Origin of the sequence: Pseudomonas sp. NFPP12, assembly GCF_900103205.1 — a bacterium.
Classification (GTDB): domain Bacteria; phylum Pseudomonadota; class Gammaproteobacteria; order Pseudomonadales; family Pseudomonadaceae; genus Aquipseudomonas; species Aquipseudomonas protegens.
The window spans coordinates 290842-307439 of the sequence record NZ_FMWW01000001.1; the positions used below are offsets into that span (position 1 = coordinate 290842).

13 protein-coding genes are annotated in these 16598 nt (G+C 65.6%); 6 read left to right on the top strand and 7 right to left on the bottom strand.

The genetic code is table 11. The features are described 5' to 3' along the window. Window positions 1-26: 26 nt before the first annotated feature. From BLS75_RS01195 to BLS75_RS01215, 5 genes are read left to right on the top strand one after another with little or no spacing between them, the layout of a single operon-like run. Complete coding sequence (locus BLS75_RS01195; protein WP_072450063.1) at window positions 27-1049, top strand: hypothetical protein; 1023 nt, start codon at window positions 27-29, stop codon at window positions 1047-1049. Next, entirely contained in the window at window positions 1046-1780 is a 735-nt protein-coding gene (locus tag BLS75_RS01200) for a diiron oxygenase (RefSeq protein ID WP_053159182.1), read from the top strand. The genes BLS75_RS01195 and BLS75_RS01200 overlap by 4 nt, the downstream gene beginning before the upstream one ends. Then, the gene (locus tag BLS75_RS01205) at window positions 1777-2868 is read left to right on the top strand and encodes a glycosyltransferase family protein (protein WP_072450064.1); all 1092 of its coding nucleotides are present in this window, start codon (window positions 1777-1779) and stop codon (window positions 2866-2868) included. The genes BLS75_RS01200 and BLS75_RS01205 overlap by 4 nt, the downstream gene beginning before the upstream one ends. Before the next feature lie 51 nt (window positions 2869-2919). Further along, window positions 2920-3543, top strand: a complete 624-nt coding sequence (locus BLS75_RS01210) for a phosphatase PAP2 family protein (protein ID WP_053152341.1) — start codon at window positions 2920-2922, stop codon at window positions 3541-3543. Beyond that, on the top strand, window positions 3530-4495 hold the full coding sequence (locus BLS75_RS01215; RefSeq protein ID WP_072450065.1) for a fatty acid desaturase family protein: 966 nt from the start codon (window positions 3530-3532) through the stop codon (window positions 4493-4495). The genes BLS75_RS01210 and BLS75_RS01215 overlap by 14 nt, the downstream gene beginning before the upstream one ends. A gap of 55 nt (window positions 4496-4550) precedes the next feature. Here the strand turns inward: BLS75_RS01215 and BLS75_RS01220 are convergent, their stop codons facing one another. The 3 genes from BLS75_RS01220 to nspC form a co-directional block, all read right to left on the bottom strand. Beyond that, the gene (locus BLS75_RS01220) at window positions 4551-6290 is read right to left on the bottom strand and encodes a dipeptidase (protein ID WP_072450066.1); all 1740 of its coding nucleotides are present in this window, start codon (window positions 6288-6290) and stop codon (window positions 4551-4553) included. Window positions 6291-6490: 200 nt separating this feature from the next. Then, window positions 6491-7735, bottom strand: a complete 1245-nt coding sequence (locus tag BLS75_RS01225; protein ID WP_011061818.1) for a saccharopine dehydrogenase family protein — start codon at window positions 7733-7735, stop codon at window positions 6491-6493. Between the two features lie 30 nt (window positions 7736-7765). After that, entirely contained in the window at window positions 7766-8863 is a 1098-nt protein-coding gene (gene nspC, locus BLS75_RS01230; RefSeq protein WP_072450067.1) for a carboxynorspermidine decarboxylase, read from the bottom strand. 242 nt (window positions 8864-9105) lie between these two features. Between nspC and BLS75_RS01235 the strand changes: the two genes are divergently transcribed. Then, a complete protein-coding gene (locus BLS75_RS01235) occupies window positions 9106-11034 on the top strand; it encodes a hybrid sensor histidine kinase/response regulator (protein ID WP_072450068.1) in 1929 nt (642 codons plus the stop codon). Between the two features lie 29 nt (window positions 11035-11063). On the opposite strand, the gene BLS75_RS01240 is transcribed toward BLS75_RS01235, so the two are convergent. From BLS75_RS01240 to BLS75_RS01255, 4 genes are all read right to left on the bottom strand, one after another. Then, entirely contained in the window at window positions 11064-12503 is a 1440-nt protein-coding gene (locus tag BLS75_RS01240; RefSeq protein ID WP_072450069.1) for an amidase, read from the bottom strand. Window positions 12504-12591: 88 nt separating this feature from the next. Beyond that, window positions 12592-13764 carry an amidohydrolase gene (locus BLS75_RS01245; RefSeq protein ID WP_072450070.1) on the bottom strand — a complete coding sequence of 391 codons (1173 nt, stop codon included), beginning with the start codon at window positions 13762-13764 and terminating at the stop codon, window positions 12592-12594. A 50-nt stretch (window positions 13765-13814) separates the two neighbouring features. Further along, window positions 13815-15119, bottom strand: a complete 1305-nt coding sequence (locus tag BLS75_RS01250) for an MFS transporter (RefSeq protein ID WP_026022872.1) — start codon at window positions 15117-15119, stop codon at window positions 13815-13817. A gap of 110 nt (window positions 15120-15229) precedes the next feature. Continuing rightward, window positions 15230-16591: a DUF1329 domain-containing protein gene (locus BLS75_RS01255; RefSeq protein WP_072450072.1), complete on the bottom strand. Its 1362-nt coding sequence runs from the start codon at window positions 16589-16591 to the stop codon at window positions 15230-15232. Between the last annotated feature and the right edge of the window lie 7 nt (window positions 16592-16598).

A 16598-nucleotide genomic window follows, 5' to 3' on the forward strand; every position in this document is an offset into this window, starting at 1 on the left:
CGTTCGCGTGCCCAGAGGAAGTCCCCATGCAGAACCCTTCTCTTGCCTCATTCGGCCGTTCCCTGGCGTGCCTGGCCTTGCTGGCACTCGGTGCCCAGGCCCAGGCCGCTCCCAGCGAGTTCGCCGGTCGCGGGGTGTACCACTTCGCTTCGGACAGTGGCTGCGCCACGTTCGCCTCCAGCAACCTCGACTGCAACCGCATCGCCCTGGACGTGAGTGATGCACGGGCCAGTGTCGACCGGCAAACCCATGCCATCGTCATCGACGCCGACAGCAACCACGACAGCAAGACCGTGATCGGCGACATTCTGCTGCACGGCAGCGGCATCGCCAGCGACGGCCAGCGTGTGCCCCTGAGCCTGCAGGTGCTGCTGCGCCGTTCGGGCAAGGTGTGGAAATCCGATACCTATGTGCACGCACCGGTGCGTGGCAAGTTCCGTGACATCAGTCTCGATCCCTATCAGATCAGCGTCCGTGAAGGCACCCGTGAGCGCGTGCTGTTCAGCCCCGAACAGGCGCGCAACGTATTGGCCCAGCCGTCGATCGCGGCGCGCCTGGCCAGTTATTTCGTGGTGGTGCGCCCCAGCGATGCGCAGCACCCGACAGCGGGCGACATCACCATCGGCCTGGGCGTCGGCCGAGTCTCGAAGTCGCTGATGCGTGCCAGCTTCAGTGCCAGGCAGCCGGGCAGCGAGGCGCTGGAGCAGGTGCTGCAGCAGGGCACCTGGAACCTCGACCTGCAGGCCCTGAGCGGGCAGATCCCGCTGTGGGTGGTACAGCGCCAGCTGTTTGTCTTTGCGCTGGAGGACAGCCCGTTGCTCAGGGAGGTGCGTCAGCGGGGCTTGAACAAGGGCGACAGCCTGGAGCTGGGCGCGGTCAACGGCCAGGGTTACCTGCGCTACAACGGCCAGGAGGAGAGCTTTCCCGGCGCTGCGGCCAGCGGCACGGCCTTCATGCGTGACAGCTTTATCGGCCTGATCCTGGCTTGGCAGCGCCATTCGCACGGGGCCAGGACGGCCACCGCCAGCGCCGCGCAGCCCGTGCAATGAATGCGGGGCAAGCGGTTGCCGGCGAGGCCAACTTCGACTGCCTGAGCATGCCCCGGCCCCAGGGCCTGGGGGCGCTGCAGGCGCGGCTGGTGGACCGCATCAAGCGCGCCGCCTTGTTGCGCCTGCACCGCAGCCCGCGAGGCGAACGCCTGCTGTTGCGCATGTACCTGGCCGGTGAAGACGCCACCGAGCGTGCGTTGCTCGATGAGCTGTTGCCGCAGTCGCCACCCTGGCTCGAACGGCAGGTAGCACAGCACCTGGCCGATGAGCAGCGCCACGTGACCCTGTTTGCCGAGGCCCTGCGCGAGCGGGGCGACGACGCTCAAGCCCGCCTGGAGCCGGACTGGCTGAGCCGGCGCAAGATCCAGCGCTGGCAGCGCCTGGCCCGTCGTTATGCGGGGCATTTCGAACAGGGCCTGCTGGTGCCGGCCTATGCCACCGGGCTGTGTGCCGAGCAGATGGCCGAGCGGGTATTGACCCGCCATTGTGCGGTGCTGGATGCCGGGCATGGCTTGTATCCGCTGCTGGCGCGGGTGCTGGCCGACGAGAAAGCCCACGTGCGCCTGTGCGAGAACACCTTGCGGCGCATCGTGGCGCCCCATGAGGCGGGCCATCTGGCGCGCCTGCTCAAGGACATTCGCCGCGTCGATGCGAGCTTTGGCGTGACCGGTGCCCTGGCGATGTATGGTGCCGGCTGGCTGCTCGGTGGTCGGGGCCGAGTGGGGCGATGAGTGCACGGATTCTTTACCTGGCGACCGCCGATGCCCGCGGGCACCTGATGCGCGCCCAACTGCTGGTACATGCCTTGCGTGCGGCCGGGGCCGAGGTCGAGGTGCTGACCACCTCGCAGCAGGGGCAGGACTTCCTGCAGCGCTTCGGCATTGCGGCGCAGATTCTCTCGCTGCATTACGCGGTGCAGTTCGACAGCCAGCAGAACATGCTGCGCCAGGCCACCAACCGCAATGTCGCCCACTACCTGTTCCGCCCCGGGCGCATGCTGCGGGACATCCTCCAACTGCGGCGCCGGCTGCGCGGCGTGGACCTGGTGATCAACGATTCCTTCCACCCGGCATTGCTCTACATGGGCATGCTGCCGGGTTGGCGGCGCCAGGTGGTGCACGTATACGGGGCCAGCCTCAAGGTGGCGCTGCTGAACAATTTTGCCGGCATGTGGCCGCGCCAGTTCGGGCGCCTGTTCGGCTGGATTGTCGGGCGCCAGATCGATACGGCGCGGGCGCGCATCGAGCACGATTTCGCCTATGAAGTCGACGATACCCAGGCCCCGGCACTGTATCGCCTGCCGACCCCGGTGGCCCTGGCCGAAGCCTTGCCGGAACAGGCCGCCGTAGGCGCCGCGGTGTACCTCAACCCGCATTTTCGTGAGCCCGACCTGGCCGATGCCTTGAGCCGTGGCCTGGAGGATGCGGGCCTGGACGCTCACCGCGTGGGCGAGGGTTATGCCGGGCGCAGCGGCTGGCTGCAGGTCGATCCGCTCTGGGCCAGCCGCGCTGCCCGGGCGCAACTCCTGGTCTCGGCACCGGGCATGGCGGCGCTGTCCATCGCCCGGGTCTACCAGCGGCCGATCATCCTGGTGGTGAGCGACCAGCCGGAACAGACCAGCAACGCCGCCCGGGCCCGGCAACTGCAGTTGCTGCACCGGGTGGTGACCTGGCGCGGCGACCCTGCCGATTTCCGCCGTCAGGTGGCCGAGGCGGCGCGGCAATTGAGCGCGGCGGCGCCAGCGCCCGACGTGATCTCGGGCAACCAGCGGGCCCAGGCACGGATCGATGCCTGGGCCAGCCGCTTGCTCGGCTTGTGAGGGCGCGGCCTTGAGTCTTCACCGCTCCATGCCCACCCCAGGCCAGCAGCCATGACCGGCACCTTGCAGCGCCTGATAGCCGCCGCCAACCTTCGGCAGGCCCTGGCTGCGGTGTTCGCCCTGCTGTTGGGGCTGGGCGCGTTCATGGGGCTGCAGCGCCTGGTGACGCCGCGTTACAACTGGGTCACGCCATTGGATGAGCTGATCCCCTTTATCGCCCAGTCCTGGTTCGTCTATGTGCTGTTCTTTCCCTTTGTGCTGCTGGCGGCGGCCTATGCCAGCCAGGAGGGCTTCAGGGCCCTGCGCAACGCCACCGGCATGGCCTTCGCCGTTGGGCTGCTGTGCTTCTGGCTGTTCCCCGAATATGTGCCGAGGCCGGATATCGCCGCCCTCGACAATGGCTTCCTGCAACAGCGGCTGGGCCGGATGTGGCAACTGGACCTGGCCTGCAACGGTTTTCCCAGCCTGCATGTGGCAGTGACCTGCCTGGCCTGTCGCGCGCTCTGGCGCCGCCCTTGCAAAGAGCTGAGCGCTGTCATCGGCCTGCTGATCTGCCTCTCGACCCTGACCCTCAAGCAGCACACGCTGATCGATGTGGCGGGCGGCCTGTTCCTGGCCCTGGCCTGTGCCCTGGCCACCCAACGACAAGGAAACCCTGCCCGTGTCCCAGCCTGAACCCCGTGCCGGAGAGAATCGGGCCCTGCGTGCCTTTGCCCCCGACGCCGGGCTGTTCCTGCTCAAGCCCTGGATCGGTGGCCTGGCGCTGCTGGCCGACTGGGGGCTGATCGCCGCCGCATTCGCCTGCGCCGCGCTCTGGCCGCACCCCGTCATCTACCTGCTGGCCGCGCTGCTGATCGCCCGCAGCCAGTTGGCGCTGGCGGTGCTGATGCACGAGAGCGCCCACGGCCTGCTGCTGCGCGGGCAGAAAGCCAATGATCGGCTGGGCCAGTGGCTGGCCGCCGGCCCGCTGTTCCTGTCCCTCTGCACCTACCGCGCCGGCCACCTCAAGCATCACCTGCATCCGATGGAGCATGACGACCCGGTGGTGGCGGTCTTCGGCCTGGGGGATTACCCCTTGCCCCGGGGCAAGCTGGCCCTGCGCCTGCTGGCGGACCTGTGCGGGGCGGGCTACTTCATCAGTGCCTTGAGGTTCGCCCGGGGTGACTACCGCGCGATCATGCCCCGGGTCGACAAGTCGCCGCGCCAGGCCCTGGCGCAAGTGCTGTCCATGCTGGTCAGCAACGGCCTGCTGTTCGGCCTGCTGGCCTGGAGCGGCCACCCCTGGCTGTACCTGGGGTTGTGGCTGTTGCCGGCGATTACCCTGCTGCCCTTGCTGGGCCGGGTGCGAGCCATCATGGAGCATGCCGGCCTGCCGGTTGCCGCCGACCAGAGCCGCAACGCCCGCAGCATCGTACGGCCCAGCGTGCAGACCTTCCTGTTCGGCCCCCACGCCATCCACTACCACATCGAGCATCACCTCTATGTGCGTGTGCCGTTCTACCACCTGGGCGGCCTGCACCGGCAACTGGCCACAGCGCAGTTGCTGCCCGAGGGCAACCTCTACCAGGGGTATGGCGGGGTACTGCGAGATGTCAGCGACCCCGACTGGAGGTCATCGGCGCGCTGAGGCGTGGAGGAAGGGGAGAACGGGCCCGCCATGGGGGGCGGGCCCGTGAGGGCGGTCAGAGCTTGGGCAACTGGCCGATGCGGCCGACCATCTCGGTGACAATCTGCAGGTCCAGGAGGAATTGCTCCACGGTCTTGAACTCGTTGTCGGTGTGGCCGGTGTACTTGACCTCGGGCCGCGCCAGGCCGAACTGCACGCCGTTGGGCAACTCGTGCACCGAGGTGGCGCCGGCGGAGGTGCCGAACTTGTGCGCCATGCCCAGGTTCTCGCTGGCCACCGCCAGCAGCGCCTTGACCCATTCACCCTCGGGGTTGCGGTACATAGGTTCGGCGATCTTGGTGTCGATGTTCACCGCCACCTGGGTCTTCTTGCTCCAGGCCGCCAGCCTGTCGGTGATTTCGCCCTTCAGCACTTGCGGGGTCTTGCCCTTGGGCACCCGCAGGTTGACCGCCAGCTTGAAGGTCTTGGCATCCACGCTGACCTGGGTCAGGGAGGTGGTCAGCGGCCCCATGAAGTCGTCGGAAAAGCCGATGCCCAGCTTGTTGCCCAGGTAGTCCAGGCCCCAGTTGTCGGCGGCGTAGCGGGCACCATCGGTGAAGGCGTTGTGCTTGAAGGCGATCTTGCCGTCCTGGCTGTTGATGAAGTCCAGCATCCGCGCCACCGGGTTGACCCCGGACTCGGGCTCGGAGGAGTGGGCCGAGACGCCGGTGACCGTCAGTTGCACATCCTTGCCCACCACCTTGGCCGCGACCTGGAAGTTGCCGCCGTGCTGCTTGGCATATTCGGCGCCGGCCTTTTGCAGGCTGGCGGCCAGTTCCGCGGGCTGCTCGCTGACCAGGGTGGCTACCGAGGTCGAGGGGATCTGGTTGGTGGCCAGGCCACCGGTGAGGTGGGTGATCTCCGCCCCTTTGCCCTCGGCGGCGCGCCGGGCGAAGCTGGCCATCACCGTGCCGTAGCCTTTCTCGGCGATCACCACCGGGTAGCCGCCGTCCAGCGCCAGGTTGTAGTTGGGCGTCGGGTTGTGTTCGAAGTAGTAGGGAATGGCGTCGCCGCTGGTTTCCTCGGTGGTGTCCACCAGCAGCTTGAAGTTGCGTGCCAGGGGCAGCTTCTCTTCCTTGATGATCTTCATCGCGTAGAGCGCTACCACGATGCCGTTCTTGTCGTCCTCGGTGCCGCGGCCGTACATGCGGTCGCCGATCAGGGTGACCTTGAACGGGTCGAGGCGGGTGCCGTCTTCGAGCACCCAGTTTTCCGGGGTCACCGGCACCACGTCGGCGTGGGCGTGGATGCCGACGACTTCATCGCCGCTGCCTTCCAGGGAGATCTCGTAGACCCGGTTGTCGATGTTGCGAAAGTTCAGGTTGAAGGCCTTGGCCAGGTCCTGGATCTTGGCGGCGATCTTGAGGAACTCGGGGTTCTTGTATTGCGGCACGCCGTCGATGTTGAAGGTGGGGATGGCCACCAGCTCGCGCAGGGTTTCGGTGGCGGCCTTGCCGTACTTGATCCGGGCGTAGAGGCCCAGCAGGCGGTGGATCTCGTTCTGCTGTTCGGCGTTCAGGGGCTTGTTGGCCAGGAAGGTCTCGATGGTCGGGGCGAGCTGGTCGCTCTTGGCCAGCGGGCTCTTGGCCAGGGTGCCGAGGAACTGGCGGAAATCCGTGACCGTGGCGTCATTGAAGGTCTTGAGGATGGCCGCGCTTTGTTGCGGGGTAATGTTGGCCTGGGCGATCGAGGTGTAGGACGACAGGCTGGCGAGCATCAGGGTGGCCGCAGCCAGGTGCTTGAGAGAAAAATCCATTGCGGAGGGCATTCCTTTGCAGGGGGTAAGGATTATCTGAGCTGTTAGTCAGAAACCTTGCCAAGCTAACACTGCGAAGGAGCAGGGCGGGAGCCCCTGAAGTGGGATCTGTCGCACAGAAACGCAAAAGCGACGCACAAACGAAACATTCATCCAGGCAGGAGGCGCCTGCATCGGCGCCTCCTGTCGTGGCTAGTGCATCAAGCCTTGGCGTCCCATGGGCGGTCGCCCTGTTCGTCCTTGATGCGGGTCGGCAGGCCCATCAGGTCCAGCGCCTTGAGGAACGGCTTGGCCGGCAGTTCCTCGACGTTGGCCATGCGCTGCACGTCCCACTCGCCACGGGCCACCAGCAGGGCGGCGGCCACGGGCGGTACGCCGGCGGTGTAGGAAATGCCCTGGCTGTCGGTCTCGGCGTAGGCTTCTTCGTGGTCGGCCACGTTGTAGATGAAGACTTCGCGCGGCTGGCCATTCTTGCTGCCCTTGACCAGGTCACCGATGCAGGTCTTGCCGGTGTAGCCCGGGGCCAGGGAGGCCGGGTCAGGCAGCACGGCCTTGACCACTTTGAGCGGCACCACTTCCAGGCCTTCGGCGGTCTTCACCGGTTGCTCGGAGAGCAGGCCCAGGTTGCGCAGCACGGTGAACACATTGATGTAGTGCTCGCCGAAGCTCATCCAGAAGCGCACGTTGGGCACATCGAGGTTCTTCGACAGCGAGTGCACTTCATCGTGGCCGGTCAGGTACAGGTTTTGCGAGCCGACCACAGGCAGGTCGTCGGTACGCTTGACTTCGAACATGGTGTTGCTGGTCCACTGGCTGTCCTGCCAGCTCCACACCTGCCCGGTGAATTCGCGGAAGTTGATTTCCGGGTCGAAATTGGTGGCGAAATATTTGCCGTGGGAACCGGCATTGACGTCGAGAATGTCGATCGAGTCGATGCGGTCGAAATGTTCCTGCTGGGCCAGGGCCGCATAGGCGTTGACCACGCCCGGGTCGAAGCCGACGCCGAGGATCGCGGTGATGTTCTTCTGCTGGCACTCTTCGAGATGCTTCCACTCGTAGTTGCCGTACCAGGGCGGGGTCTCGCAGATCTTGCCCGGTTCTTCGTGGATCGCGGTGTCCAGGTAGGCCACACCGGTATCGATGCAGGCACGCAGCACCGACATGTTGAGGAAGGCGGAACCGACGTTGATGACGATCTGCGACTCGGTCTCGCGGATCAGCGCCTTGGTTGCCTCGATGTCCAGCGCGTTGAGCGCATAGGCTTTTATTTCAGCGGGCTGTTTGAGGCTGCCCTTGGCCTTGACGCTGTCGATGATGGCCTGGCATTTGGAGATGTTGCGCGACGCGATAGCAATACGACCGAGTTCGTCGTTGTGCTGCGCGCACTTGTGGGCCACCACCTTGGCGACACCTCCTGCACCAATGATAAGAACATTCTTCTTCAATTTATTTACTTCTCCTCGTGACCTGTCCGCTCAGGAAAGGCTGGACAGGTAGTCTTCGAAACCAAACTCGCGTACCACCTCGATGCTGCCATCGAGTTGTTTCACGACAATGGACGGCATTTTCAGACCGTTGAACCAGTTTTTCTTGACCATGGTGTAACCCGCCGCATCAATGAACGACAGTCGATCGCCGATGGCCAGCGGACGATCAAATTGGTATTCGCCGAAGATATCCCCGGCCAGGCAGGACTTGCCGCACACCATGTAGGTATGTTCGCCCGCGCTTGGTGACAGCTTGGCGTTCAGGCGATAGATCAGCAGGTCGAGCATGTGGGCTTCGATGGAGCTGTCCACCACGGCCAGGTGCTTGCCGTTGTACAGGGTGTCGAGCACGGTCACTTCCAGGGAGGCGCTCTGGGTGATCGCCGCTTCGCCCGGCTCCAGGTAGACCTGCACGCCGTACTTCTCGGAGAAGGCCTTGAGGCGCGCGCAGAAGGCGTCTAGGGCGTAGTCCTCGCCGGTGAAGTGGATGCCGCCGCCGAGGCTGACCCACTCGACCTTGTGCAGCAGGTGGCCGAAGCGCTCCTCGATGGTGGTCAGCATTTGGTCGAACAGGCCGAAGTCGCCGTTCTCGCAGTTGTTGTGGAACATGAAGCCGGAGATCTGCTCGATGACCTGCTCGATCTTGGCCGGGTCCCACTCGCCCAGGCGGCTGAACGGGCGCGCCGGGTCGGCCAGCAGGTAGTCCGAGCTGCTGACCTGGGGGTTGACCCGCAGGCCGCGCACCTTGCCCGCGCTGGCGTCGGCAAAGCGCTGCAGCTGGCTGATGGAGTTGAAGATGATCTTGTCGCAGTTGGCGAGCATCTCCTCGATCTCGTCGTCGGCCCAGGCCACGCTGTAGGCGTGGGTCTCGCCTTCGAACTTCTGCCGGCCGAGCTTGAGCTCGTAGAGCGACGAGGAGGTGGTGCCGTCCATGTACTGCTGCATCAGGTCGAACACCGACCAGGTGGCGAAGCACTTGAGGGCCAGCAGGGCCTTGGCGCCGGACTGCTCGCGCACGTAGGCGATCTTCTGCATGTTGCTCAAAAGCTTCTGCTTGTCGATGAGGTAGTACGGCGTCTTGATCATTTCAGGGTCTCCGGCAGGGCCAGCCAAAAAGGTACGCATTGTGCCCGCAGTGCCACTAGATCGAAAGCTCGGAAATATATTTTCCACGGTCAACCGTCTGTCCCTTGCGTTGTCGAGCCAGGCATGCGATTCCACACAGACAGCTGCAGGCGGTGCACACTGGCCCGAGCCCCGGCCGATGAATGCTGCGGCGCTGCAACGTTTCGCCGATTCGATGAAAAAAATACCCGACGGAAACTGCCATGCCTGATCTGCCCGAGCCGTACCACCCTCTTACTGACGATCGCTTCCGCCTGCTGGTCGATGCGGTGGTGGACTACGCGATCTACATGCTCGACGCCCAGGGCCGGGTCGCCAGTTGGAACAGCGGTGCCCGGCGCTTCAAGGGCTACCGGGAGGAGGAAGTGCTGGGCCGGCACTTTTCCTGCTTCTATACCCCCGAGGATCGCCAGGCCGGTTTGCCCCAGAGGGCGCTGGACAGTGCCGCGCAGTGCGGGCGTTTCGAAGGCGAGGGCTGGCGCCTGCGCAAGGATGGCACGCGGTTCTGGTGCCATGTGGTGATCGACCCGATCCGCGACAGCGCCGGCGGGCTGATCGGCTTTGCCAAGGTCACCCGGGACATGACCGAGCAGCGGGCCGCCGAGCAGACCCTGAAACAGAGCGAACAGCAGTTCCGCCTGCTGGTGCAGAGCGTGACCGACTACGCGATCTACATGCTCGATGCCCAGGGCCGGGTCAGCAGCTGGAACCTGGGGGCGCAACGGATCAAGGGCTATGCCCCAGAGGAAGTCATCGGCCAGCACTTTTCACTGTTCTATACCGCCGAGGACCGGGCCAGCGACGAGCCGCGCAAGGCCCTGGAAGCCGCCGCCCGCGAAGGCCGTTTCGAGAAGCAGGGCTGGCGCCTGCGCAAGGACGGTACGCGGTTCCTGGCCCATGTGATTGTCGACCCGATCCGCGCCGACTCCGGGGCCATCATCGGTTTCGCCAAGATCACCCGCGACATCACCGAGGTGGTCCAGGCGCAGAAGGAACTGGAAGTCGCCCGCGAAGCGCTGTTCCAGTCGCAGAAGCTCCAGGCCATCGGCCAGCTCAGCGGCGGCATCGCCCATGACTTCAACAACCTGCTGACGGTGATCCGCGGCAACCTGGAGCTGCTGCACAAACGGGTCGGCGATGACCCCAGGCTGCGGCGCCTGCTGGACAACGCGCTGCAGGGCACCGAGCGCGGCGTGACCCTGACCCAGCGCATGCTGGCCTTCGCCCGGCGCCAGGAGTTGAAATCCCAGGCCCTGGACCTGGGCCAACTGGTGGCCAGCCTCAGCGGCCTGTTGTGCAGTTCGGTGGGGCCCAGGATTGCCCTGCGGGTGGAGATGGCGCCGGACCTGCCAGCGGTGCAGGCTGATCTCAACCAGCTGGAACTGGCGCTGCTGAACCTGGTGAGCAATGCCCGGGATGCCATGCCCGAGGGCGGTTCGATCCTGATCGAGGCGCAATTGCGCGGGGCCACGGGCAACCTGGCCCGGGGGCAGTACGTCTGCCTGGCGGTGGTCGACGATGGCCAGGGCATGGACGAACAGACCCTGGCCTGCGCCGCCGATCCGTTCTTCACCACCAAGGGCCTGGGCAAGGGCACCGGCCTGGGCCTGTCGATGGTCCACGGCCTGGCCGAGCAACTGGGCGGGCGCCTGGTGCTCCAGAGCCGCCTGGGCCAGGGCACCCGCGCCGAGCTGTGGCTGCCCCTGGCGAGCGCGGCCAAGGGTTCGCCGGGCAGTGAGGCCATGCCGGCCCCGGGCCCGGACCACCCGCCACTGTGCGTGCTGCTGGTGGATGACGACAGCCTGGTCCTGGACAGCACCACGCTGCTGCTGGAGGACCTGGGCCATCGAGTCATCCGCGCCGCCAGCGGAGCCCAGGCGCTGCAGTGTCTTGAGCAGCACCCGGACATCCAGCTGATGATCAGCGACATGGCCATGCCACACATGGATGGCCGCCAGTTGGCCGAAGCGGTGCGGCGCCTGCACCCGCAGTTGCCGATCATCCTGGCCAGCGGTTATGCCCAGCGCCAGGACGGCCCGGTGCCGGAGCTGCCACGGATCTTCAAGCCCTTCAGCCAGGCGCAGTTGAGGGACGCCCTGGCCCAGGTCCTGGCGCAGTCTGCGGCGGGCTGACTGCGGCGCACGGCAAGAGGGTGCAAACCCTACACCGGCGACACCTGCGGGGCCATGGCCGCGCCGGTCATGGGGGCCTGTGGAAAGGGCGTGGGAAATGCACGCTCGTAAGCCCGGCATACTCGCAGCACCTGATCGTCGGCAAATCGCGCGCCAACCACCTGCAGGCCGATGGGCAATCCCGCCTCCGAGAACCCGCAGGGCAATGAGGCAGCAGGTTGCTGGGTCAGGTTGAAGGGGTAGCTGAAAGGCGACCACTTCATCCAGTCATCGATAGCGCTGCCGGGCGGGGTGTCGTGGCCGGCCTCGAACGCGGTGATCGGCAGCATCGGGCAGACCAGCAGGTCGTAGCGGCTGTGAAACATGTTCATGTGGGCCATCAAGGCCGCCCGGGCTTCCTGGGCCGCGGTGAAGTCGGCGAGGGTGGTGTGGCGGCATTCTTCGGTAAAGCGCAACAGGCCCGGATCGAGCATGGCTTTCTGGGCCGTGCTCAGTTGCCGGGCCAGCGTCTGTGCGCCGGCGTAGATCACGCTCTTGAACAGTTGCAGGGGGTCGTCGAATCCCGGGTCGACCGCTTCGACGATCGCCCCCAGTTGTTCCAGCCGCGCCACGGCCTGCGCCACCTGGCGAGCGACCTGCGGATCAACCTGCACATAGCCGAAGTCTGCGCTGTAGGCGATGCGCAGGCCGTTGAGGTGGGTGCTGTCGGACAGCCACGGGGTGTGTCGCGGGGCTCCCATCAGCGCGTCCCGCGGGTCGGGCCGGGCGATGGCCTGCAGGAGCAGTACGGCATCCTCCACGGTACGGGTCATGGGGCCCAGGTGAGATACCAGGGTCGTCGCGCTGGCCGGGTACTGGGGGATGTAGCCAAAGGTGGGCTTGAAGCCGAAAGTGCCGGTAAAGCTGGCGGGGATGCGGATCGAGCCTCCGGCATCGCTGCCCTGATGCAGCACGCCCAGATTGAGCGCCGCGGCCACCGCTGCGCCGCCGGAGGAACCGCCGCAGGTCATGCGGGTGTCCCAGGGGTTGCGGGTGATGCCGTAGAGGGGGCTGTCGGTCACGCCTTTCCAGCCGAACTCCGGGCTGGTGGTCTTGCCCAGCACCACGGCGCCGGCCTCCCGCATGAAAGTGGTGACGGGCGCGTCGACGTCCCAGGGGCCTTGCGCGCCAATCGTCAGTGATGCCTTGCGCGACGGCATGCCCCGGGTCGGGGTCAGCTCCTTGATCGATGTGGGCAAGCCGTCGAGGGCGCCGCAGGGCTGGCCCTTCATCCAGCGCTTTTCAGCTTCGCGTGCGGTGTTCAGCGCGCCTTCGGGATCGGTGTAGCAAAAGGCATTGACCCGCGGGTTGAAGCGCTCGATACGGGCCAGTGCGTCCTGGGTGACCTCCACGGGAGACAGCTGCTTGTCACGGTAATGACCGAGCAGCTCGATGGCGCTCATGTGGGCGATGGCGGTAGCGTTTGGCATGGCAGTGTCCTGATAGGCGGGTGCAGGGCTGGCCTGCACAAGACAGTGTGTGGGCACCCAGCTCGGGGCACCCCGAGAACCAAGCGCCTCAGCGCAAGTAGCCTTCGACCAGTTCCACCCAGCACGCTGCGCCCAGGGGAATCAATTGATCGTTGAAGTCGTAGTGATCGTTGTGCACCGAGCAGCCGTTGAACTCCCCGGTGCCGTTGCCCAGGCCGAAATAGCAGCCGGGCACTTCGTCCAGCATCCAGGCAAAATCCTCGCTGCCCATGGCCCTGAATGACACTTGCTCCACCACGTTCTCGTTGCCCAGGGCCTTGCGCGCGGCGTCGAGCATCCGTTGCGTCTCGGCGACGGTGTTCACCAGGACCGGGGCCAGCAACTGATAGTCGATCTCGGCGGTGACCCCGAATGCTGCGGCCTGGCCCTCGACGATGGTGCGGATCCGCTGCTCGACCTGTTGGCGGATCGCCGGGTCAACCGTGCGCACGCTGAGCTCCAGCATGGCCGATTCGGGAATGATGTTGGTGGCGGTTCCGGCCTGTACCTTGCCGATGCTGATCACCACCGCATCGTTGGCGCTGATGTTGCGCGAGACCACGGTTTGCAGGGCACTGATGATGCTGGCCAGGGCCGGGATCGGATCGACGGCGCGCTCCGGCACGGCGCCGTGTCCGCCTTTGCCGGTCAGGGTAATGCCGACCCGCTCGGACGAGGCCATGACCCCGCCGCTCTTGATGATCGCGTAGCCCACGGGAAACCCCGGCATGTTGTGGAAGGCGTACACCGCATCGCAGGGGAAGCGCCGGAACAGCCCGTCGGCCATCATGCTCCTGGCGCCGGTCAGGCCTTCTTCATCCGGTTGGAAGATCAGGTTCAGCGTGCCGTCGAACTCGCCGTGCAGGGCCAGTTGTTCGGCCGCCGCCAGCAGGGTGGCGGTGTGGCCGTCATGACCACAGGCGTGCATCACCCCGGCGCGTTGGCTGGCCCAGGGCAAGCCGTTGCGCTCGATGATCGGCAGGGCATCCATGTCCGCCCGCAGGCCCAGGGTCCTGGAGCCCGAGCCGCGACGCAGGACGCCGACCACGCCATGGCCGCCCACCCCGGTGTGGACTTCATAACCCCAGCCTTCGAGCAGGCCGGTGACCAGGGCTGCGGTGTCCAGGGTGTCTTCACCCAGCTCCGGATGGGCGTGGATGTTGCGCCTGATCTTCAGGAAGCGCTCGGTGCTGGCTTGCAGTCGGTCTTGCAGGGAGGTCATGTTCACAACGGATTCCTTGTTCCAGGTAGAGGGGCAATTGCAGGTCGGATTCAGGGACGGCCCGGGTATTCCGGGTAGAAACGCAGGGCTACGCCACTGAGCACGATGGCGCTGCACAGATACCAGGCAGGTACCAGCGGGCTTGCGGTCACGGCGATCAGCCAGGTCACGATCAGCGGCGAGAACCCCCCGAACAGGGTGACCCCGAAGCTGTAGACGATCGACAGCCCGGTGACTCGCTCGTCCCGGGCGAAGGCTTCCATCAGCAGCGCCAGGCCGGCACCGCCGCTGATGGCCATCGGCAGGATCAGCATCGACACCGCCACCAGGCAGAGCAGGGTGCTTTGCAGGCCCAGCAGCATGAAGGCCGGGTAGGTCAGGATGATCTGCAGCCCGCACAGCCAGTACAGCAAGGGCTTGCGCCGTGGCATGCGGTCAGCCCATCGCGAGGCCAGCGGGGGAACGACCGTCAACAGGACGCAAGCGAAGGCCACCAGCGAAAAGGCGAAGCTGCTGGAGTAGTGCAAGGTCCGGGTGAGGTAGGTCGGCATGTAGAACACCACCATGTAGGAGGTGACCGTCGAACTGGCCATGAGCAATATGCCCAGCCCCAGGGTGCGCGCGTGCTTGCGCAACAGGTCGCGAAACGGCGTCGGGTTCTCCGGGTTCTGGTGGGTTTCATCCAGGTGCTTGCGGATGTACCAGCCCACCGGGCCTATCAGCAGGCCGATGATGAACGGAACGCGCCAGCCCCAGCTGTGCAGCGCCTGCTCCGACAGAACACTGGTCAGCGCCAGCCCGGAAAGCGCCCCGAGCAGGGCGGCAGCGCCCTGGCTCGCGCCTTGCCAGCAGACCATGAAGCAGCGGTTGTCGGTGCGCCCGGACTCCATCAGGAAGGCCGACGCGGCGCCAACCTCACCGCCTGCGGAAAAGCCCTGCAGCATCCGCCCCAGCACCAGCATGATGGTGGCGAAGATCCCGATGCTCGAATAGGTGGGGGTAAAGGCAATGATGCCCGTGCCGATGGTCATCAAGGCAATGGTCAGCGACAGCGCCTGCTTGCGGCCGTAACGGTCGGCCACCCGGCCAATCAGTACCGCCCCTAGCGGGCGGACGACAAACCCCAGGGCGAAGGTCACCAGCGACATCATCAGCGACGCCAGGGGGGAGTCGGAGGGGAAGAACAGCTGGCCGATGATCACCGCGAAAAAGCTGTAGACGGTGAAGTCGTACATCTCCAGCGCATTGCCCAGGGAGGAGGCGACGACCACCCGGCGCATGTTGCCGCGGGGCATTGCCGGTGCTGTGCTCGGCGCGTATTGAAGCGGTAGCGAAGGAGCGGGGGTGCTTTTCATGGCATTTTCCAAAGAGTGGCGGTTGGCACAGAGGCTGTGCCCACCGCCAGTACGAGGTCCTGGCGCCACCTCGGCGAAGGCGCTGTTGTTCGAGCCGTCGTGACCCGAGTTCAGCGCACCCCACTCTGGCGCAAGGCGTTGGGCGTGAACTCGGCCTCCAGTGCCTTGACGCCGAACTGATAGTTGCTCTTCTCTTCGTTCTTCAGGCCCAGCACCAGGTAACGGCCGCTGACCATGTCATTCAGGGTCTCGGCGGTGTACCAGGGCACCTGGCTGTTGTAGTAGGAAAGCTGGTGGGCTTCGGCAACCCGCCACAGGGTATTGCGCCCGTCGTAGTGATCGATGACCGCGGCCTGCCAGGAGTCCTCGTCGATGTAGAAATCGCGCTTGGCATACACATGGCGCTGGCCGGGTTTCAAGGTCGCGACCACGTGCCACACACGGTGCAGTTCATAGCGCGCCAGGTCCTGGTTGATGTGCCCGGCCTTGGTGATCTCGGCGTACTTGAGCGTGGGCGAATCGAGCTTGTAACTGTTGTAGGGGATGTACAGTTCCTGCTTGCCCACCAGTTGCCAGTCATAGCGATCCGGCGCGCCGTTGAACATGTCGTAGTTGTCCACCACGCGCTGGCCGTCGGTACTGGCGGCCGGCCCGTCGTAGGCCACCTGCGGGGCCCGCCGCACACGGCGCTGGCCGGCGTTGTAGATCCAGGCCTGGCGCGGTTCCTTGACCTGATCGAGGGTCTCGTGAACCAGTTCCACGTTGCCGGCCAGGCGCGCGGGCGCGACCACGGTCTGCTTGTTGTAGAACAGCACGTTGCTCGGCTTGGCCGGATCGTAGTCGGCGAGGCTCTCGCGCAACACATACTGGTGGGCAAAGGTCACGGGTGTGCCGTTGCCCTGGACATCCGGCACGATCTGCACCATCTGACGCTTCACGCTGTCACCGCGATAACGGGTGATGTGGTTCCAGATCACCTCCAGCCCATTCCCGGGAATCGGAAACGGATAGGCCTTGGTGAAGTGCTCCAGGCCGTTACCGCCGGCAACCAGGGTGGTGTTCAGGGCGTTCTTGCGGGCCGCCTCGACGATGCTCGGCGGTACGTTGGCGCTGCGGTGAGTGGGGTAGACGTTCATCCGGTAATCGGGGTAGCGCTTGAACATCGCGACCTGGCCCGGGGACAGGCGGCTTTTGTACTGCTCGACGTTCTGCGCGGTAATGCTGAACAACGCATGTTCGCTGCCATAGGGGTCGGCGAGAAAACCGGCGCTGTCGACCGCCCCGGCATTCTTCGCCAGGCCGCCGGTCCAGGCCGGAATGGTGCCGTCGGCATTGCCGGCGCGCTCGGCACCCACCGGGGTCAGCGTGGTCTCGAGCTTGGCCGCCTCTTCGGGCGACACTGCGGCCATGGCCGACGTACAAAGCAGCAGCGACAACGCACTGCCGTGAAAAACCGACTTCGAAATGTTCATCGCACCC